The organism is Winogradskyella sp. PC D3.3 (assembly GCF_054366245.1).
Window position 1 is genome coordinate 3,883,842 of the sequence record NZ_CM135962.1, and the last position, 23,105, is coordinate 3,906,946.

A 23,105-nucleotide genomic window follows, 5' to 3' on the forward strand; every position below is an offset into this window, starting at 1 on the left:
AATAACCGCAAAAATACTAAATCCTTTTAGTTATTCGATCTCATTGTTACTTTTTATCTAAAGTTTTAAACGTAGACCTCTAGAAGTTTTCCGTAATCAGATTTTAATTTAAAATTTTCAATTTCTGCCGGAATCAAAATGGTTTCTCCTTTTGAAATATATTCTTTCGAATTTTTGGTAGAAACTTCAACATCTCCATCGACACACATATATATCAAAAACGAATCGTGAGTATTTTGAATTTCAATTTTAGAGGTTATTTCTATAAAATTTGTCGTAAAGAAAGGGCAACTTACCATTTCGTTAGTTACATTTTTTTGTTTTTTGTAGTCGATTCTAAAATCGTTTTCCATTTCAAAATCAAAAGCATCAATAGCAATATCGTTATGCAATTCGCGTCCATTACCATTAGCATCAACACGATCCCAATCGTAAACACGATATGTTACATCACTTGTTTGCTGAATTTCTGCTAATAACACTCCAGCACCAATAGCATGCACTCTGCCGGCTTCTATAAAATACGTATCCCCTTCTTTTACGGTATCAAAATTTAAAATTTCAGTAAGCTTATGATGTTCTAAATGCTCTAAATAGGTGGCTTTATCTACCTTTCCTTTAAACCCTACAATTAAGTTTGCATCTTTGTCCGCTTGCATAACATACCACATCTCGGTTTTACCAAATGAATTGTGTCGTTTTTTTGCCAATTCATCATTAGGATGTAACTGAATACTTAAATCTTCTTTAGCGTCAATAAATTTAATCAGTAATGGAAATGCATTCCCAAAACGCTTCCAATTTTTATCTCCTAAAAGCTTAGAGTTATAGATATCGACTAAATCTTGAAGTGATTGTCCTTTTAATTCTCCATTACTAACAATAGAAATATCATTAGGTACTGTACTAATCTCCCAGCTCTCACCTAAAATTTTAGAAGTAGAAGCTTTATTAAAATACTGATTTAACTTTTCTCCTCCCCAAATTTTATCTTTAAGAATCGGTTGAAATTTTAGCGGATATAACATGTTTTCTTTATTAATTTCCAGAATACGTTACAAAATTACGAGGCGTTTCGTAAAGTGTAATTTCTAGATGAAACTTAGGATCGAGTTTTGGCTTAATTTTATTATAGATAACTACAGCTATATTCTCTGCTGTAGGATTTAGGTCTTTAAATTCAGGAACTTCAACATTTAAGTTCTTGTGATCAAAGGCATCTTCAACTTCTAATTTAATAATATCTTTTAAGGTCTTAATATCAATTACATAGCCTGTTTCGGGGTCAATTTCACCTGTAACACTTGCAATTAACTCATAATTGTGCCCATGAAAATTTGGGTTATTACACAAACCAAAAACGGCATCATTTTTCTCAAAACTCCAGTCTTTTCTATAAAGCCTGTGTGCGGCATTAAAATGTGCTTTTCTATGAACTGTAACTCGCATTATTTATTAACGTTTATGAATTCATAAAATTTTTCGAAAATTATTTTAAACCAAGCGGTATAACGTTGTGGGTTTTCAGCAATATCTACCTTTACCGCATCTAAAGACATCCATTTCCAACTCGCTACCTCGTCTTCATTTATATGAGGACTACCGTTAAAATACCCAACCATAATATGATCGTACTCATGCTCGGTTAAACCATTATCAAAAGGGGCTTTATAGATAAACGCTGTTTTTTCTTGAAGCTCCGTTACAAACCCCATCTCCTCTTGCAAACGTCGTTTACCTGCTTCGATGTTGGTCTCGCCATCACGCTGATGACTGCAACAGGTATTCGTCCATAAACCCGGAGTATGATACTTATGCATAGCCCGTTGCTGCAGCATGAGTTCATTCTTATCATTAAACACAAACACGGAAAATGCACGATGCAAAAGCGCTTTCTCATGCGCCTCTAGTTTTGGCATTAAACCAATTTTATTATCATTTTCATCTACTAAGATGACTTGTTCTTCGATCATATCACAAAAATACCAAGTAAAACTTTAAAAATACATTAATGTTTTCATAAAAAGGTATTGTAAAAACCAAAAACACCTTGTCTGTATAATACAAACAAGGCGTTCTTTTTGGAATAATAATTACTAGTTATTCTTTAATAATAAACATTGACCTACGATTTAACTGATGCTCCTCTTCACTACAGTCCACACCATTAGAGCATTCATTTATTAATTGAGATTCACCATAACCCTTTGCGGTTAACCTGTTTTTAGCAACCCCTTTATCTAATAACCATTGCAATGTAGATTTAGCTCTACGTTGGGACAATTTTAGATTATAGCCATCTCTACCTCTAGAATCTGTATGTGATTCTATATGAATTTTTAATTGTGGATATTGATTTAAAGCGGCTAATATCTTAGCTAATTCGATTTCTGCATCTAATCGAATATTAGACTGATCATAATCGAAATAAATGGGCTGTAAAGTTAATTTACATCCTAAATCATTTGGTGGGCATGGATCCATAACCTTAAGCGTTAATGGCATATTTAAGACAATTGGCATCTCAATAGTTTTAGGATTTTTTGGAGTTTCAAAAATTTCTTCTTTTGGATTATAGCCTTCTTTTTTTGCTCTAATAACATACTGTTCATTACAATCTAAGGTAAAAGTAAAAAGCCCATCTTCTCCAAGAGTTAGTGACTGAATAACCTCATTATTACTATCTAAAAGTGTGACCTCAGCATTTGGCAACAATTCACCTGTTTCTTCATCGGTTACTGGCCCTTGGATTGTAATTTCACAACGTTCCCAAATTTGATAAATGTCATCACTCTTACTACCTTCTTCACCATCTCTATTAGAGGTAAAATACCCAATTCTCCCCTCTTTTATAATAAAACTAAAATCATCTTTACTACTATTAATAGGCGCTCCAAAGGTTACGATCTCTCCATGTTTATCTTCTTTTAGTTTTGTTACAAAAATATCTAAACCGCCAAAACCTTTATGACCATCACTAGAAAAATACAAGTTATTCTCTGTGCTTATAAATGGAAATGTCTCTCTAGCCGCTGTATTAATTTCATTGCCCATATTTACAGGATTTGAATAACTATCATCGCCCAAAATATTAACATACCAAATATCAGACATTCCGAATGTACCAGGCATATCAGAAGCAAAATAAAGTCTATTTTCCTCGGGGTTTAATGCTGGATGACCAACAGAATAACTATCGCTATTAAATGGTAGTTCTTTCACATTTCCCCAAGCATCTCCAACTTTAGTTGCCTTGTATATTTTAAGTCGAATGACAAAATCTTTATCTCTTCTTTTCTTTCCATCTAAAAAATTATTTCTTGTAAAATACATTGTATTGCCATCGCTAGAAAAAACGGCTGTAGACTCATGATATTTAGTGTTGATTTCTCCCTTTAAAGGCTCCACTTCTTTTAAATTCATTTCTTCATCAACGACAACCTGATATAAATCTAAAAACGGTTGTTTATCCCATCCGGCCAGATCAACGGATTTCTCTTCAAATTCATTAATAGATTTATCACTTGAAGCAAAAACAATTTTATTGCCATAAAATGCGGGTCCAAAATCTGAATATTCGGTATTTACCGATATTTTTTCGATCTCAAATAATTTATTATTCACTCCTTTTTCAAAAAGTGTATCTGCTACGTTTTTATAAGAATCGACTGTTAAAGCCGTTCCTCCTTTAGCTCTATAAATTTTCATTAATCGTTGTGCTTCTTCTAATTCACCTGCACTTTTAAAGCATTGCGCTGCTCTAAAGTAATCTATAGGAATCAAATCTTCAGGGAATTCATTTAACAATTTATAATACCATTTAGAAGCTCCAGAATACTCACTATTAAAATAATAAGTATCACTTAATTTCCTATAAACTTCTGCAGACCGGTAACCATTAGCTACAACTTGTAAATAAATTTCCCGAGCATCGATATAATGATATTTATCGTATTTCGCATTTGCTTTTTCTAATTTTCCCGTTTGTGCAAAAGAATTACCAAAGCACATGAGCGTTAAAAAACATAGTATTATTTTATATATACGTGTATTCATAATATGAAAAGTTTAGAAAAATCTAGGGGTTAGTATACGTTCAACATTTTTGAAAACATCAAATTTCAAGAATACCTCATATGAGCCATCACTATACGTTTCAATATCTGTAGTTTGATAATCATATCCCATACCTATAAATAGCTTATTGGTAACTTGGAATCCTGCCATGGCCGTAATGGCGGCATCAAATCGATAGGCAGCACCCAATGTGAATTTATCATTAATCAGAAAGTTTGCCGAAACATCGACTTGAAGTGGAGACCCATCCACCATCTTAATCATCGTTGCTGGTTTAAATTTTAAATGATCATTAATATCAAACACGTATCCTGCAATTAAAAAATAATGTAAGCGTTCTATTGCAAATTCATCTACATTTATATCGTCTATATTATCAGCATTATAGTGTTTTGAATTTAGAAAGTTAGGAACCGATAGCCCTACATACATTTTATCTGTATTATAATAGATACCAGCACCTATTTGTGGATAAAGCCTGTTATTTATATTCTCTAAAAATTGCGAATCATTAACATCATAAATATTAAGTTTTGTATAATCTACATCTAAGAAATTAACCCCTCCCTTTACTCCAAACGATAATTTTGATACTTCAGAAAACTTTAAAGCATACGAATAATCAACAACTATATTTGTTTCTGTAGCCGGACCAATTTGATCACTTACAACAGAAAGTCCTATTCCCATTTTTTTAGTTTCACCTATTGGCGAACTAATAGTAAAAGTCCCTGTTTTTGGTGCGCCTTCAAACCCCACCCATTGCGATCTATATAACAACCCAAAACTAAGCACGTCTTTTGACCCAATATAACCAGGATTAACAACCTGAGTATTATACATGTATTGCGTGTATTGCGAATCTTGTTGAGAAAAGCTTAAACGAACACTCATAAAAACTAGTAGTAATAAAAAATAATATTTCATAAGATTTTTGGGGTTTAGTTATTTTTTATATATAAATATCCTTGATTCGTTAACGTCTCTCTACCAACAAATCGTCTTAATATATAGTAATAAGTTCCTGTTGGTAATTCCTCATTTCTATTAATAGTACCACGACCATCTGAGAATCCCTTAAAAACTTTTCCATTAATACCATAGCCATCCATTTCATAAATTAATATTCCCCAACGATTGTATATTTTTAGGTTATTCTCAGGGTAATCCTCTATTCCAACTATTTTAAAGAAATCATTATCTCCATCACCATCTGGTGTAATTCCGTTAAATATTTCAAACTCTGCACTCAATACCTGAGGTAAATCTGTCACTGTAGGATCATCTGGCTCATCATCATTGTTAAGATCTACATCATCAAAATTATTTGGATCATCAGATGTATCTGTAAAAGTTGTTCCACTCTCATTTGTACCAGATACAATAGCCTGATTTGTTATTTCCCCATTAGCTATATCTTCTTCTGTTAATGTGTAGGTTGCACTAAATGTAGAATCATCAATTTCACCTGGCGCTAATTGCGCTATAGGCCCACCTTCTATAATCACACCTGGAAGAGGATCTTCAATAGTAATATTATAAAGTGTGGTTAAACCTGTATTATAAACCGTAAACGTATAGGTTATGGTCTCACCTACTTCTGCGACACCAGTTCCATTTTCATCATTAAATACTCCTACTTTTTCAAGCGATATTGACCCAGTATTACACAATAACATTACCGTTACATCATCTTCTGAAATACTATCATCATCTGAAAGATCGACAACGATAGAACCATCTATACTATCTAAACCAGTAACCGTGGCTTGATTGTTTACAAAACCAGCATCAATATCAGACTGGGTTACTATATAATCTGCTGTGTAAATCCAAGTTTCATCGACATCTAATTCATTATCTGAATCATCATCTCCTGACTCTAAAGCGATAACTCCACCTAACATGGTATCGGATAACTCAACTGCCGTGATAGTCGTATTCCCTTCGTTAGTTACTGTAAACGTATATGTAATAGTTTCACCTGCATTGCCACAACCATCATTGTTTGCATCATTAACGGCTCCTGTTTTTATTAAGGCGATTGCTGCGGATTGACAAACGGATGTTTCTGTAATATCATCTTCTAAAACACTATCATCATCTGAAAGATCTGATACGATAGAACCATCTATACTATCTAAACCGGTAACCGTGGCTTGATTGTTTACAAAACCAGCGTCAATATCAGACTGGGTTACTATATAATCTGCTGTGTAAATCCAAGTTTCATCGACATCTAATTCATTATCTGAATCATCATCACCGGACTCTAAAGCGATAACTCCACCTAACATGGTATCGGATAATTCAACTGCCGTGATAGTCGTATTCCCTTGGTTAGTTACTGTAAACGTATATGTAATAGTTTCACCTACATTGCCACAACCATCATTATTTGCGTCGTTAACAGATCCTGTTTTTATTAAGGCGATTGCTGCGGATTGACATAAATCTGTTTCTGTAATATCATCTTCTGAAATACTATCATCATCTGAAAGATCTGATACGATAGAACCATCTATACTATCTAAACCGGTAACCGTGGCTTGATTGTTTACAAAGCCTGCATCAATATCAGACTGGGTTACTATATAATCTGCTGTGTAAATCCAAGTTTCATCGACATCTAATTCATTATCTGAATCATCATCTCCTGACTCTAAAGCGATTATTCCACCTAACATGGTATCGGATAACTCAACTGCTGTGATAGTCGTATTCCCTTGGTTAGTTACTGTAAACGTATAAGTAATGGTTTCACCTACATTGCCACAACCATCATTGTTTGCATCATTAACGGCTCCTGTTTTTATTAAGGCGATTGCTGCGGATTGACAAACGGATGTTTCTGTAATATCATCTTCTAAAACACTATCATCATCTGAAAGATCTGATACGATAGAACCATCTATACTATCTAAACCGGTAACCGTGGCTTGATTGTTTACAAAACCAGCATCAATATCAGACTGGGTTAATATATAATCTGCTGTGTAAATCCAAGTTTCATCGACATCTAATTCATTATCTGAATCATCATCTCCTGACTCTAAAGCGATAACTCCACCTAACATGGTATCGGACAACTCAACTGCCGTGATAGTCGTATTCCCTTGGTTAGTTACTGTAAACGTATAAGTAATTGTTTCACCTACATTGCCACAACCATCATTGTTTGCGTCGTTAACAGATCCTGTTTTTATTAAGGCGATTGCTGCGGATTGACAAACGGATGTTTCTGTAATATCATCTTCCATAACACTATCATCATCTGAAAGATCGACAACGATAGAACCATCTATACTATCTAAACCAGTAACCGTGGCTTGATTGTTTACAAAACCAGCATCAATATCAGACTGGGTTACTATATAATCTGCTGTGTAAATCCAAGTTTCATCGACATCTAATTCATTATCTGAATCATCATCTCCTGACTCTAAAGCGATTATTCCACCTAACATGGTATCGGATAACTCAACTGCTGTAATAGTCGTATTCCCTTGGTTAGTTACTGTAAACGTATAAGTAATGGTTTCACCTACATTGCCACAACCATCATTGTTTGCGTCGTTAACAGATCCTGTTTTTATTAAGGCGATTGCTGCTGATTGGCATAAATCTGTTTCCGTAATATCATCTTCTAAAACACTATCATCATCTGAAAGATCTGATACGATAGAACCATCTATACTATCTAAACCGGTAACCGTGGCTTGATTGTTTACAAAGCCTGCATCAATATCAGACTGGGTTACTATATAATCTGCTGTGTAAATCCAAGTTTCATCGACATCTAATTCATTATCTGAATCATCATCTCCTGACTCTAAAGCGATAACTCCACCTAACATGGTATCGGATAACTCAACTGCCGTGATAGTCGTATTCCCTTGGTTAGTTACTGTAAACGTATAAGTAATGGTTTCACCTACATTGCCACAACCATCATTGTTTGCATCATTAACGGCTCCTGTTTTTATTAAGGCGATTGCTGCGGATTGACAAACGGATGTTTCTGTAATATCATCTTCTAAAACACTATCATCATCTGAAAGATCTGATACGATAGAACCATCTATACTATCTAAACCGGTAACCGTGGCTTGATTGTTTACAAAACCAGCATCAATATCAGACTGGGTTACTATATAATCTGCTGTGTAAATCCAAGTTTCATCAACATCTAATTCATTATCTGAATCATCATCTCCTGACTCTAAAGCGATTATTCCACCTAACATGGTATCGGATAACTCAACTGCTGTAATAGTCGTATTCCCTTGGTTAGTTACTGTAAACGTATAAGTAATTGTTTCACCTACATTGCCACAACCATCATTGTTTGCGTCGTTAACAGATCCTGTTTTTATTAAGGCGATTGCTGCTGATTGGCATAAATCTGTTTCCGTAATATCATCTTCTAAAACACTATCATCATCTGAAAGATCTGATACGATAGAACCATCTATACTATCTAAACCAGTAACCGTGGCTTGATTGTTTACAAAACCAGCATCAATATCAGACTGGGTTACTATATAATCTGCTGTGTAAATCCAAGTTTCATCGACATCTAATTCATTATCTAAATCATCATCTCCTGACTCTAAAGCGATAACTCCACCTAACATGGTATCGGATAATTCAACTGCTGTGATAGTCGTATTCCCTTGGTTAGTTACTGTAAACGTATATGTAATAGTTTCACCTACATTGCCACAACCATCATTGTTTGCGTCGTTAACAGATCCTGTTTTTATTAAGGCGATTGCTGTGGATTGACAAACGGATGTTTCTGTAATATCATCTTCTAAAACACTATCATCATCTGAAAGATCTGATACGATAGAACCATCTATACTATCTAAACCAGTAACCGTGGCTTGATTGTTTACAAAACCAGCATCAATATCAGACTGGGTTACTATATAATCTGCTGTGTAAATCCAAGTTTCATCAACATCTAATTCATTATCTAAATCATCATCTCCTGACTCTAAAGCGATAACTCCACCTAACATGGTATCGGATAATTCAACTGCCGTGATAGTCGTATTCCCTTGGTTAGTTACTGTAAACGTATATGTAATGGTTTCACCTACATTGCCACAACCATCATTGTTTGCGTCGTTAACAGATCCTGTTTTTATTAAGGCGATTGCTGCGGATTGACAAACGGATGTTTCTGTAATATCATCTTCTAAAACACTATCATCATCTGAAAGATCTGATACGATAGAACCATCTATACTATCTAAACCGGTAACCGTGGCTTGATTGTTTACAAAACCAGCATCAATATCAGACTGGGTTAATATATAATCTGCTGTGTAAATCCAAGTTTCATCAACATCTAATTCATTATCTGAATCATCATCTCCTGACTCTAAAGCGATAACTCCACCTAACATGGTATCGGATAATTCAACTGCTGTGATAGTCGTATTCCCTTGGTTAGTTACTGTAAACGTATATGTAATGGTTTCACCTACATTGCCACAACCATCATTGTTTGCGTCGTTAACAGATCCTGTTTTTATTAAGGCGATTGCTGCGGATTGACAAACGGATGTTTCTGTAATATCATCTTCTAAAACACTATCATCATCTGAAAGATCTGATACGATAGAACCATCTATACTATCTAAACCGGTAACCGTGGCTTGATTGTTTACAAAACCAGCATCAATATCAGACTGGGTTAATATATAATCTGCTGTGTAAATCCAAGTTTCATCGACATCTAATTCATTATCTGAATCATCATCTCCTGACTCTAAAGCGATAACTCCACCTAACATGGTATCGGATAATTCAACTGCTGTGATAGTCGTATTCCCTTGGTTAGTTACTGTAAACGTATAAGTAATGGTTTCTCCAGAATCACTACAACTATCATTATTTTCATCATTAAAAACGGCTGTTTTAATTACTGCAATATTCGCTGATTGACATAAAATTGTTTCGGTTGGTCTATTTTCAAAAACACTTTCATTATCTGAAAGATCGGTTTCTGTTGTCCCATCAATAACGTTTAGCGCTTCAACTGTAGCTTGATTACTGACTACACCAGCATCTATATCTGATGGAGTCAAGGTATAATCTGCTGTGTAAATCCAAGTTTCATCTCCATCTAATTCATTATCTAAATCATCATCTCCTGAAACTAAAGTAAGCACTCCTCCTAACATTACATCTGTTAATTCCACTGAAGCCAAATCAACACTTCCTTCATTGGTTACACTAAAATTATAAGTTATGGTTTCGCCAACATCACTACAGCTATCATTATTCTCATCATTAAACACACCTGTTTTAACGACTGCAATTTTTGCCGTATCACATAAATTTGAATTTGTGGCATCAATATAACCTCCATATACTTCAATTGAATTAATGACACCTACAAGTGATGCTATGGTAATTTGTATTTCATCAAAACTTAACGTCGCGTTAAAAGCCACAATATACAAACCATCAGTAGTTAATGGTGTGATATTAATTAAACCTAAAGCTTCTAAGGCTAATAAATTCCCTGCTGTTCTTTGTTCTTGTTGAAGCCCATCTAAATAAGTCGTAAGCGTAATTGAGTTTAATAAATCAACTTCCAATAAATCATTCGTATCTCTAATTACAAAACCTGCTCTAGTCCCAACCGGATAATCCATCAGTACATCCTGTACTGAAATAGAAGCATTACCAGCAACGCCAGCAACAATATTAATTAAGGCAAAATCACTTCCATCTTGAGAAATAACATTTTGAGAATTATCAACTTCACATGCTACACAAGCTATACCATCTGTTCCTGTTCTATATGAATTGATAATTACAGAATCGTTTGGATTAGATAATACATAAGGTTCGTCACAATTTATAGTTCCTGGACAAAACGATTCTAATACCATACTATAGACGCGTGTACTTCCTAAATTTAAAGAAACAAGTTGAGAAACGGTGATTTGTACTTCATCAAAAGGCGCCGTTGAAACAAAACCTACTCTTAAAGCTTCGTTACTCGTTAATAATAAACCTGAATTCACTGGAACGAGCTCAGTTGTCCCTGTACGCGACTCAACAAATGTTCCATCCAAATAGGTCGACACTGTTATGGCATCTAACAATTGTGTATTTAACAATGTTGCATTTTCAATATCAAAACCAGCATAAGTCATTGCTGGATAATCCGTTATTTCATCTTTTACTGCTAATGATGCTGTTGCAGCAATACCTGTAAGCAGGTCGATTGTTGCATAATTACCAGCATTAGAATCAAAAAGATTGCTTGTATTATTAACACTTCCAACTCCTAATAAGCCACCTGTTCCTGTATGCTCATCTACAATTCTTACAGGAAACTCTGGTTTAGTTAATGCTGTTGGGGTATTACATATTAAATCTGGGCCTGCACAAAAACTATTGGTCACCGCATGATAAACATTAGTCGTTGAAAGTACATTCAATAAACTTGAAATGGAAATCTCGATAGCATCATAATCCATTGTTGTATAAAACCCAACATAATATTTATCTGTTCCTAATAAGGCACTATTTACCACCGCTAACGCTGTACTTGTTTTTGATTCTTGTTCTACACCATCTAAATACGTTGTCATTACAATAGCTTCTAATAAATCTGCTTGTAAAATGGAACTGTTTTCAATTAACATACCTGCATAACCACCACCTACAAAAAATTCATCAACCGTTTCATCCGCTACTGTTAACGAATGTGTTACTCCTAAACCAACGACTGTTGCTATGGTGGCGTAATTATTATTATCTTGATCTAACAAATTGCCTTCATTAGCAATACCACATCCTAAAACACAAGCACCTGTCGTATTTTTAGTCACTGTTAAATCTGTAAAACCCATTGAGGTAATTGCAACTGGGTCTAGAGTATTACACGGTACAGGATATTGAACGCCATCTGTATTAACAATATATTCTACCATAGCCTCACAACCTAAAGCATCTGTAACCGTAACTGTATAAGTTCCTGGTGATAATCCATTAATTGCATTTGAAGTTTCACCTCCTGGACTCCATGCATACGTGTATGGGGGTGTTCCTCCTGATACAGATACAGATAAACTTCCATCCGAAAGCCCGAGAACAGTTTCATTAATAACGGTTCCTTCAATATGAATAGAGGTATCTACATAACTACCATAAACTTCTATACTATTAATAACTCCAACTAATGCGCCAACAGTAAGTTTCACTTCATCATAAGCTAAACTTGTTTCAAACCCTATTAAGTAAAATCCATCCGTTGCTGAAGGGGTAATATTTATGATTCCTAAGGCCTCAAGCGCTAATAAATTATTTGACGTTTCGGATTCCAATTCAACACCGTCTAAATACGTGCTAACGGTTAAAGAATTTAATAAATCAACTTCTAATAAATCATTGGTATCTCTAATTATAAATCCTGCCGTACTTCCTGCCGGAAATGTGTTTAATACATTTTCCACCGCTATAGATGCTGTATTAGCAACACCTGCTACAACATTTATCATGGCAAAATCAGAAGGACTTTCACTAATTACATTTGTAGCGTTATCCACTTCACAGCCTACACAAGCCAAACCATTAACTCCTGTATTAGAATTATCAATAATTACAGGTTGTACTGGATTACTTAACACTGTTGCTGTACTACACTCTAAATCACCTTCGCAAAACGACTCTAAAACCAACCCGTAAATTCTAGTGCTTCCTAGGTCTAATGACAAAGTTTGATTAATGGTAATTTGTACTTCGTTAAAAGGCAAACTTGTAACAAAACCAACCTGAGAGCGTTCTGTCCCTGTCAATAACAGAGCACTATCTACAGATATTAATTCAGAACTTCCTGTTTCACTCTCTTGTAATACACCATCTAAATAAGTTGTAATCGTAACACTATCTAATAAATCTAAATTTAATACCGATGTATTTTCAATATCAAACCCCACATAAGTATGAGCCGGATAATCTGTAAACTCATCCTTTATTGCAAGACTACCTGTTGCTAATAAGCCTAAAGTAAAATCTATATGCGCATAAGAATTTGCATTAGAATCTATAGCGGCATCAGCATCAACAATACTACCTACCCCTAAAAGCCCACCAAACCCAGTATGCGCCTCTACTATTTTAGCTGGAAAATCTGGTTTCATCAACATAGTTGGCGTATTACATACTAAATCTGGTCCAGCACAAACACTATTAGTTACCGCATGATAGACCTTTGTTGTTGAAAAAACACCCGCAACACTTGATATAGAAATTTGAATGGCATCAAAATTTTCTGTCGTATAAAAGCCAACATAAAATTGATTACTAGTTAACAAATCAGTATCTATAACAGCTAAAGAACTACTCGCGTTAAACTCTTGTTCTACTCCATCTAAATACGTCTTAATAACAATACTATTAAGTAACTCAATTTGTAAAACAGATGTATTTTCAATTAAAAAACCAGCAAAACTACCCGCATTATAAAACTCATCTGTCGCCGTATCTGTAACCCTTAACGTATGAGTAACAACAACTCCTAGTCCTGTACTTACTGTTGCATAATTCTCCTCATTTGAATCAATTATACGATTCTTATTATCTATACCACATCCTAAAATACACAAACCAGATGTGCTAGACGTCACTTCTAAATCGGTATGGTTTAATGCTGTAATTGCTACAGGAACATCCGTATTACATGGAATATTTACAGGACTGAAATAATTAATTATTTTCTCATGACGATTAGCATGATTAGCACTAGTAAAAGAAAATAAGGTTAACATTAAGGCTATTGAAAATAGCGTTGTTTTAGAACGCACAAAACACCTTCTAAGAATTAGGAGTGAGTAGGTAGGTAGATCCATAATTATAATTATATAAGATTAGTATTATCTAATATTATTTAACGAGTCATAAACCAATAACTATTGGTGAACTTGCTAATCAAAAAAAAACACATCGCTTCCTTTATAGTACTATTATTCTACTATTACAAAATGTATAAATGTGCTTCTTAAAAATTATTCGTTAGGGAAATAATCAAAAAAACAGGGACAATGGGGTAAATTATGTTAAAATAACATTAAACACTGAATTAAATTTAGCCTAAAACTATTTATTCAAACAATACTTTGCAAAAGTATCCCAATTGCTTAGAATAACATAAAAACGCAATTTTATTCGACAAAATACACTTTTTTTTAACATTTAAAACTCTAGCTTCAAACAATTCATCATTCTGAATTCAAAAAACATCGAGCCATTTTGTTCATAATTCACTTTTTTTAGTAATTTTCAAAAAGCTCAACTGTCATCTATTTTAATTGTCTTTAATAATAGTATCTTCGCAGTCATTTTTAAGTTTATTATGAGTTTTATAAAAGAAATTAACAGACGTCGTACCTTTGGAATCATCTCACATCCAGATGCCGGAAAAACAACCTTAACTGAAAAATTACTATTATTTGGTGGCGCTATACAAGAAGCTGGAGCTGTAAAAAGTAATAAAATAAAAAAAGGCGCGACGAGTGATTTTATGGAAATAGAACGTCAGCGTGGTATTTCTGTTGCGACTTCTGTTTTAGCCTTTGAGTACAACGGCATAAAAATTAATATTCTAGATACACCTGGTCATAAAGATTTTGCTGAAGATACTTTTAGAACCTTAACCGCCGTAGATAGTGTGATTGTTGTAATTGATGTCGCTAAAGGTGTTGAGGAGCAAACTGAAAAATTAGTGGAAGTTTGTAGAATGCGCAACATACCCATGATTGTCTTTATCAATAAAATGGATAGAGAAGGTAAAGATGCATTTGATCTGTTAGATGAAATTGAACAAAAATTAGGTTTAAATGTAGTGCCTTTAAGCTTTCCAATAGGTATGGGTTACGATTTTAAAGGGATCTATAATATTTGGGAAAAAAATATTAACCTATTTTCTGGAGATAATCGAAAAGATATTGAAGAAACAATTGAAATATCAGATTTGTCATCACCAGAATTAGATAAACTCGTTGGAGAAAAAGCAGCCAATACGTTAAGAGAGGAAATTGAATTAGTCGATGGAATTTATCCTCATTTTAATAAAGAAGATTATTTAAGTGGTAAACAACAACCCGTATTCTTTGGTTCTGCCTTAAATAATTTTGGAGTCAGAGAATTATTAGATTGTTTTGTAGAGATTGCTCCAAAACCTAGACCAAAACGCAGTGAAGAACGTTTAGTTAAACCAGAAGAAGAACAGTTTAGTGGTTTTGTTTTTAAAATTCATGCCAACATGGATCCTAATCACAGAAACCGATTAGCATTTGTTAAAATTGTTTCAGGTGAGTTTAAACGTAATACCTCTTATTTGCATGTAAGGCATAATAAAAAAATGAAGTTTTCTAGTCCAAATGCCTTTTTTGCAGAAAAGAAGGAAATTGTTGACATTTCGTATCCTGGTGACATTGTTGGTTTACAAGATACCGGAAGTTTTAAAATTGGTGATACCTTGACAGAAGGAGAAATATTAAACTATAAAGGAGTCCCTAGCTTCTCTCCAGAACATTTTAGATATATCAATAATGCAGATCCGATGAAGGCAAAACAACTCTATAAGGGTATAGATCAGCTAATGGATGAAGGAGTTGCACAATTATTCACCTTAGATTTTAACGGTAGAAAAGTCATAGGTACTGTTGGTGCATTACAATATGAAGTTATTCAATACCGATTAGAACATGAATATGGCGCCAAATGTACCTATGAAAACCTAAATGTACATAAAGCATGTTGGGTTGAGACCAATGACAAAAAAAGTGAAGAATTTAAAGAATTTTTACGTGTAAAACAGCGTTTCTTAGCTAGAGACAAGCAAAATCAACTTGTATTTCTTGCCGATTCAATGTTTTCTTTACAGATGACCCAGCAAAAATATCCAAGTATTACTTTTCATATGACGTCAGAATTTGAGTAAATTACCGTAGTAATTCTACTGTTAAATGTTAAAATAGAATGCACTTTATCGAACTTTTTAGGTTTAAGACTAGGTTTTAATTAGGTTTACTTGACTAGTATTAGCTTAAATTTAAGATTAACCCCAAACTAATCTACTTATTATGGATAATAACGAAAACGTTTTCAGTAACAATGAAATTACTGTTACTTACGAGCCTCGATGTTGTACAAATGCAGAATATTGTGCAAAGCAATTATCAAGTGTATTTAGAAACTCTGTCATTCCTTGGATTGATTTGGAAGGTGCACAAACTGATGTTATCATAAATCAGATAAATAAATGTCCTTCTGGTGCTTTAAAATATCACTTAAATCAAAAGGAAGTTGCTTAAATTTTAAAACTTATAACACACAAAAACCTTTGAATACATAATTCAAAGGTTTTTTTTATGTGCACTAAAACTACATATTGTAATTTAAGCATTACAATTATACATTCAAAATGTCATTAGAAGCACAGATAAGTTATAATATATTATACCATTTGCCATACGACTTAGTATATAAAGCGTAATTTTAAACCAAAAACCGCTATGAAACATAAATTATTTATTAGTTTATTCTTTATAATTATACAGTACACTAATTCTATTACCGCTCAAGAAACTCTAGGTTTATTATATCATAACGCGACGGAAGTTGCTGAAGGCTATACCTTATTCTCACCTCTTAAAAACTCATCAGCATATTTAATTGATAACTGTGGTAATACAATTAACGAATGGAGTTTTAACGGACTACCTAAATCAGTGCCTTATATCCTAGAAAATGGAACCATACTAAGAGCTGGAAGCGAAGGTTTAGAAATTAGAAATTGGAACAATACCCTAATATGGTCTTATAATCTTATGGGGGAGTTAAATATACAACAACATCATGATATAGAACCTTTACCTAACGGACATATACTCCTCATTGTAAAAGAATTTATTGAAGAAAACGAACTAATTGATTTAGGAAAAAACCCAGCACTAATTAGTAACAGGCTATCATCAGAAAAGATAATTGAAGTTAAACCCATAGGAACAAATGAAATTGAAATTGTTTGGGAATGGCGCTTCGCTGATCGTTTTATTCAAGATTTCGATGCTACAAAATCTAATTATGGGGTTATAGAAAATCATCCCGAATTAATTGATATTAACTATGAAGACCATAACATGATACACGCAGATTTTATGCACATGAACGGTATAGATTATAATGCCGAATTAGATCAGATTGTAATGTCCTGTAAAAGCTTAGGAGAAATTTATATTATTGATCATAGTACAACTACGGCAGAAGCTGCCTCAAGCACTGGTGGTAACTATAATAAAGGGGGTGATTTTTTATGGCGATGGGGTAATCCTGAAGTTTACAGAAAAGGAAGTCCGTTAGATCGTAAGCTCTTTGAACAGCATGATCCTAAGTGGATTCCAGAAGGATTTCCTAATGCCGGTAAAATAACAGTTTTTAATAATGACGTAGGAGCCACTAATACGCATAGTTCCATTAATATTATTGCACCAGTACCTACTGCTTCGGGTTATGAAATTAGTAACGATAAATATAGCCCTACAGATTTTTTCTTTAGTTGGGAGGGTGAGGTTATAAACCAAACTGTATTTCAGCCAAAAATGAGTGGAGTTACGGCATTGCAAAATGGTAATTTAATTTTTTCTGAAGCTATTAAAGGTCGGCTAACTGAGATTACTCTAGATGGAGACATCGTTTGGATTTATAGAAATCCATCTGGAGAAAGCATAATTAATCAATATTCAACAGAATCAGAAATAATATTCAATACTTTATTTAAAGCAGAAAAGTATCCTTTAGATTATATTGGCTTTAATGATTTAGATCTCACACCAGGAGCTATTATAGAAGATGTTAATTCTAACTCAGTAAATTGTAATGAAAACCTTTCTACTACAGATCCAACATTTACAGAAATAAGAATTATAAACAACCCTGTTCAACATGAAACAATAGTCTTTTCAACTCAGTTGCAAGATTCAGCTACAATTGATATTTACAATATCAACGGTACATCCGTGGTTACGAATATTAAACTGATTAACCAGCAACTTCACCTTCCTAAGATTGAAAAAGGATTGTACTTTATAACTATCAAAGACACTAAAACTAATAAGACTCAAGTCATTAAATTTATAAAAAGTTAATCACTTAAGTCTTAAAAAATTAGTTCTCTTAAGCCTGACCAGTAGGTCCAAAATTTAACGGTATTGGCGGTTGCTCATAGTCTTTTATTTCACCATGGGCATTTTCAAAACGTGTTACATTTTCACCTAGTGCTTTTAATAAGCGTTTGGCGTGCTGTGGAGTTAAGATAATTCTAGACTTGACTTTACTTTTTGGTGTTCCTGGCATTATACTCACAAAATCAACCACAAATTCTGATACAGAATGGTTAATTATAGCTAAGTTAGAATATGTACCTTCCGCTATTTTTTCGTCTAGCTCGATATTAATTTGTCCTTTTTTACTAGGATTGTTTTTTTCGTCTGCCATTGTAAATGTATTTTATGTTTCCAAACTTTTGAAAACCTGTTTTTGTTTATTAATTTAAATTAAAAAGCCTTCATGCAAATAAATGCGTGAAGGCTTTTGATTATATAGATTCCTGCCTTATTTACCGATTTACAATTCAAATATAATGAATTAGTAAATCTTGTATTTTACAGGAATGACAAATACTAATTGAAGTTCATTTCTTCTTTAGCCTTCATCATTTCATTAAACTCTTCTCTAGAACCTACAATGATGTTTTCGTATTCTCTAACACCTGTACCTGCTGGAATTCTATGACCAACAATTACATTTTCTTTAAGTCCTTCAAGTGAATCTACCTTACCACTTACAGCTGCTTCGTTAAGAACTTTAGTCGTTTCTTGGAACGATGCCGCAGATATAAACGACTTAGTTTGTAATGAAGCTCTAGTAATACCTTGTAATATCGGAGTTGCAGTCGCTGGACTAGCATCTCTTGCAGTTACAAGATTCTTATCTTCTCTTCGTAAACTTGAGTTTTCATCTCTTAAATCTCTTACCGTTACGATTTGACCAGATTTCATATTATCAGAATCACCAGCATCTTCAATTACTTTCATTCCGAAAATTTTATCATTTTCTTCAATGAAATCTGACTTATGAACTAATTGGTTTTCTAAGAAAATAGTATCTCCAGAATCAATGATTCTAACTTTACGCATCATCTGTCTTACAACAACTTCGAAGTGCTTATCATTAATTTTTACACCTTGTAAACGATATACTTCCTGTACCTCATTTACTAAGTATTGTTGAACCGCTGAAGGCCCTTTAATGTTAAGTATGTCGTTTGGTGTAATTGATCCATCAGATAAAGGCATACCAGCTTTTACATAATCATTCTCTTGTACAAGAATCTGATTAGATAATTTCACTAAGTATTTCTTAACCTCACCCAACTTAGACTCAATTATGATTTCACGGTTACCACGTTTAATTTTACCAAAAGAAACAACACCATCAATCTCACTAACAACAGCAGGATTAGAAGGGTTACGTGCTTCAAACAATTCAGTTACACGAGGAAGACCCCCTGTAATATCACCCGCTTTTGCAGATTTACGAGGTATCTTAACTAAAATCTTACCGATGTCAATTTTATCACCATCATCAATCATAATATGGGCACCAACAGGTAAGTTGTACGAACGAATCGTTTCACCTTTCTTATCTACAATCAATAACGTTGGAATCAACTTCTTGTTTCTAGATTCTGAAATTACTTTTTCTTGGAAACCTGTTTGTTCATCAATCTCTACTTGGTATGTGATACCTTGTTCGATGTTTTCATACTTTACTTGACCGGCAAACTCTGAAATGATAACACCGTTATATGGATCCCAAGAACAAACAACATCGTTTTTCTTAAGTTTATCTCCTGGTTTCACATAAATAAATGATCCATAAGGGATATTGTTTGTACTTAAAACAATTCCTGTTTTAGCATCCATTAATTTCAATTCTGAAGTTCTAGAGATTACTACATCAACCTCATTACCTTCATTATCTTTAGATTTAACTGTTTTTAAATCTTCAATTTCTGCAATACCATCAAACTTAACCGTTAATTTATTGTCCTCAGAAATGTTACCTGCAATACCACCTACGTGGAATGTACGTAATGTTAACTGTGTACCTGGCTCTCCAATAGACTGGGCAGCAACAACACCTACAGCTTCACCTCGTTGTACTAATTTACCAGTAGCAAGGTTACGACCATAACATTTAACACAAATACCTTTTTTAGCTTCACAAGTTAAAGCAGAACGCACTTCAATAGAGTCAATTGGAAACTCTCCAATCTTCTTAGCGATATCATCATCAATATGACCACCTGCTTCTACTATTAATTCTTCAGTTAAAGGATGATAAACATCATTAAGTGATGTTCTACCAACGATTCTACCTTCTAAGCTTTCAACGATTTCTTCGTTTTTCTTAAGTGCAGAAACTTCAATACCTCTTAATGTACCACAATCCTCTTCATATACAATAACATCTTGTGAAACATCTACCAAACGACGTGTTAAGTAACCAGCATCGGCCGTTTTAAGAGCCGTATCCGCAAGACCTTTACGTGCACCGTGAGTAGAGATAAAGTATTCTAAAATTGAAAGTCCCTCCTTAAAGTTAGAAAGAATTGGATTTTCAATAATTTCACCACCACCTGCATTCGATTTTTTAGGCTTAGCCATTAATCCACGCATACCTGTTAACTGACGAATTTGTTCTTTAGAACCCCTTGCACCAGAATCAAGCATCATAAATACCGAGTTAAATCCTTGCTGATCTTCACGAATACGTTTCATTGACAATTCTGTCAATTCAGCATTGGTAGACGTCCAGATATCAATAACTTGGTTATAACGTTCATTGTTAGTAATAAGTCCCATATTATAGTTCCCCATAATACCATCGACCTGCGTGTTAGCAGCATCAATCATACTTTGCTTCTCTTGAGGAATAATAATATCACCCAAACTAAATGATAATCCCCCTTGGAATGCAAACTTATAACCTAAAGTTTTAATTGCATCTAGGAAATCGGCTGTTTCCGGTACACTTGTTTTCTTAAGAATACCATGAATAATTTCTCTTAAAGATTTTTTGGTTAAAACCTCATTTATATAACCAGCTGCTTCAGGTACGTGTTCGTTAAAAAGGACACGACCTACAGTTGTTTCAATAATTTGTGTTGTTAACTCACCTTCTTCGTTAAAGTCTCTTGTTCTAACCTTAATTCCTGCATTTAAGTCAACTTTCTTCTCGTTATAAGCAATATTTACTTCTTCTGGAGAATAGAATGTTAAGCCTTCACCTTTAACCTTATAAGTCTCATCTGTTTTACGCAACTTAGTCATATAATATAAACCAAGTACCATATCCTGAGAAGGTACAGTAACAGGAGAACCATTAGCTGGGTTCAAAATATTATGTGATGCTAACATTAAAAGTTGTGACTCCAAAATTGCTTCTGGGCCTAAAGGTAAGTGCACAGCCATCTGGTCACCATCAAAATCGGCATTAAAAGCCGTACATACTAATGGGTGTAACTGAATCGCTTTACCTTCGATAAGCTTAGGTTGGAACGCTTGGATACCAAGTCTGTGTAACGTAGGAGCACGGTTTAAAAGCACTGGATGTCCTTTTAAAACATTCTCTAAGATATCCCAAACTACAGGTTCTTTTCTATCTATAATTTTCTTTGCCGATTTTACAGTTTTTACAATACCTCTTTCAATCAGTTTTCTAATGATGAAAGGCTTATAAAGTTCTGCAGCCATTCCTTTTGGCAATCCACATTCAAATAATCTTAATTCTGGTCCAACAACAATTACAGAACGTGCTGAATAATCCACACGCTTACCAAGTAAGTTTTGACGGAAACGTCCTTGCTTACCTTTAAGTGAATCTGATAATGATTTTAATGGTCTGTTAGAATCTGTTTTAACTGCAGATGATTTACGTGTGTTATCAAACAATGAATCTACTGATTCTTGTAACATACGTTTTTCATTACGTAAAATCACTTCCGGCGCTTTTATCTCAACTAATCTCTTAAGACGGTTGTTACGGATAATAACACGACGGTATAAATCATTTAAATCTGAAGTTGCAAAACGACCACCATCTAAAGGCACTAATGGTCTTAATTCTGGTGGAATTACAGGAATAGCCTTCATAATCATCCACTCAGGTCTATTTTCTCTGTTTAAGTTTGAATCTCTAAACGCTTCAACAACTTGCAAACGTTTTAAGGCTTCCGTTTTACGTTGCTTAGAGGTTTCATTATTAGCTTTATGTCTTAAATCATAAGATAACTGATCTAGGTCAATACGCGCTAATAAATCGATAAGACACTCCGCTCCCATCTTAGCGATGAATTTGTTAGGGTCTGTATCATCTAAGTATTGGTTTTCTTGAGGAATAGATTCTAAAATGTTTAGATATTCTTCTTCTGTTAAGAAATCCATTTTTTGAACGGGTTCTCCTTCAGCATTCATGGCGATACCTGGTTGAATAACCACGTAACGCTCATAATAGATAATCATATCTAATTTCTTAGAGGGTAATCCAAGAAGGTAACCTATTTTATTTGGTAACGAACGGAAATACCAGATATGCGCAACAGGCACCACTAAATTAATGTGCCCTACTCTATCTCTACGTACTTTCTTTTCTGTTACTTCTACACCACAACGATCACAAACAATACCTTTGTAACGTATTCTTTTATATTTACCACAAGCACATTCAAAATCCTTTACAGGACCAAAAATACGCTCACAGAACAAACCATCTCTTTCTGGTTTGTGTGTTCGATAATTAATAGTTTCTGGCTTTAATACCTCACCACGAGACGCTCCTAAAACAGACTCAGGTGACGCTAAACCAATAGAAATTTTATTAAATTTCTGCACTGTATTTTTATCTTGTCTTCTTGCCATGTTATTTTTTGT

At 34.0% G+C, this 23,105-nt stretch carries 11 protein-coding genes; 3 read left to right on the forward strand and 8 right to left on the reverse strand.

Going from position 1 to position 23,105, the window contains the following annotated elements; genetic code table 11:
• Positions 1-65 precede the first annotated feature (65 nt).
• The 6 genes from ACXGSQ_RS17275 to ACXGSQ_RS17300 all read right to left on the reverse strand — a co-directional run bounded on the left by ACXGSQ_RS17275 (position 66) and on the right by ACXGSQ_RS17300 (position 13,913).
• Complete coding sequence (locus tag ACXGSQ_RS17275; protein WP_458627382.1) at positions 66-1,028, reverse strand: type I phosphomannose isomerase catalytic subunit; 963 nt, start codon at positions 1,026-1,028, stop codon at positions 66-68.
• 10 nt (positions 1,029-1,038) lie between these two features.
• Complete coding sequence (locus ACXGSQ_RS17280; protein ID WP_458627383.1) at positions 1,039-1,449, reverse strand: 6-pyruvoyl trahydropterin synthase family protein; 411 nt, start codon at positions 1,447-1,449, stop codon at positions 1,039-1,041.
• Complete coding sequence (idi, locus tag ACXGSQ_RS17285) at positions 1,449-1,973, reverse strand: isopentenyl-diphosphate Delta-isomerase (RefSeq protein ID WP_458627384.1); 525 nt, start codon at positions 1,971-1,973, stop codon at positions 1,449-1,451. The genes ACXGSQ_RS17280 and idi overlap by 1 nt, the downstream gene beginning before the upstream one ends.
• Before the next feature lie 127 nt (positions 1,974-2,100).
• Positions 2,101-4,056 carry an OmpA family protein gene (locus tag ACXGSQ_RS17290; RefSeq protein ID WP_458627385.1) on the reverse strand — a complete coding sequence of 652 codons (1,956 nt, stop codon included), beginning with the start codon at positions 4,054-4,056 and terminating at the stop codon, positions 2,101-2,103.
• 12 nt (positions 4,057-4,068) lie between these two features.
• Complete coding sequence (locus ACXGSQ_RS17295; RefSeq protein WP_458627386.1) at positions 4,069-5,004, reverse strand: PorP/SprF family type IX secretion system membrane protein; 936 nt, start codon at positions 5,002-5,004, stop codon at positions 4,069-4,071.
• Between the two features lie 14 nt (positions 5,005-5,018).
• Complete coding sequence (locus ACXGSQ_RS17300; protein ID WP_458627387.1) at positions 5,019-13,913, reverse strand: DUF7507 domain-containing protein; 8,895 nt, start codon at positions 13,911-13,913, stop codon at positions 5,019-5,021.
• A 548-nt stretch (positions 13,914-14,461) separates the two neighbouring features.
• Between ACXGSQ_RS17300 and ACXGSQ_RS17305 the strand changes: the two genes are divergently transcribed.
• The 3 genes from ACXGSQ_RS17305 (at position 14,462) to ACXGSQ_RS17315 (ending at position 18,257) form a co-directional block, all read left to right on the forward strand.
• Positions 14,462-16,051: a peptide chain release factor 3 gene (locus tag ACXGSQ_RS17305; protein WP_458627388.1), complete on the forward strand. Its 1,590-nt coding sequence runs from the start codon at positions 14,462-14,464 to the stop codon at positions 16,049-16,051.
• A gap of 142 nt (positions 16,052-16,193) precedes the next feature.
• Entirely contained in the window at positions 16,194-16,424 is a 231-nt protein-coding gene (locus ACXGSQ_RS17310; protein ID WP_458627389.1) for a (4Fe-4S)-binding protein, read from the forward strand.
• A 201-nt stretch (positions 16,425-16,625) separates the two neighbouring features.
• The gene (locus tag ACXGSQ_RS17315) at positions 16,626-18,257 is read left to right on the forward strand and encodes an aryl-sulfate sulfotransferase (RefSeq protein ID WP_458627390.1); all 1,632 of its coding nucleotides are present in this window, start codon (positions 16,626-16,628) and stop codon (positions 18,255-18,257) included.
• Between the two features lie 28 nt (positions 18,258-18,285).
• Here the strand turns inward: ACXGSQ_RS17315 and ACXGSQ_RS17320 are convergent, their stop codons facing one another.
• On the reverse strand, positions 18,286-18,606 hold the full coding sequence (locus ACXGSQ_RS17320) for a DUF3467 domain-containing protein (RefSeq protein ID WP_458627391.1): 321 nt from the start codon (positions 18,604-18,606) through the stop codon (positions 18,286-18,288).
• 185 nt (positions 18,607-18,791) lie between these two features.
• Complete coding sequence (gene rpoC / locus ACXGSQ_RS17325) at positions 18,792-23,093, reverse strand: DNA-directed RNA polymerase subunit beta' (RefSeq protein ID WP_458627392.1); 4,302 nt, start codon at positions 23,091-23,093, stop codon at positions 18,792-18,794.
• Between the last annotated feature and the right edge of the window lie 12 nt (positions 23,094-23,105).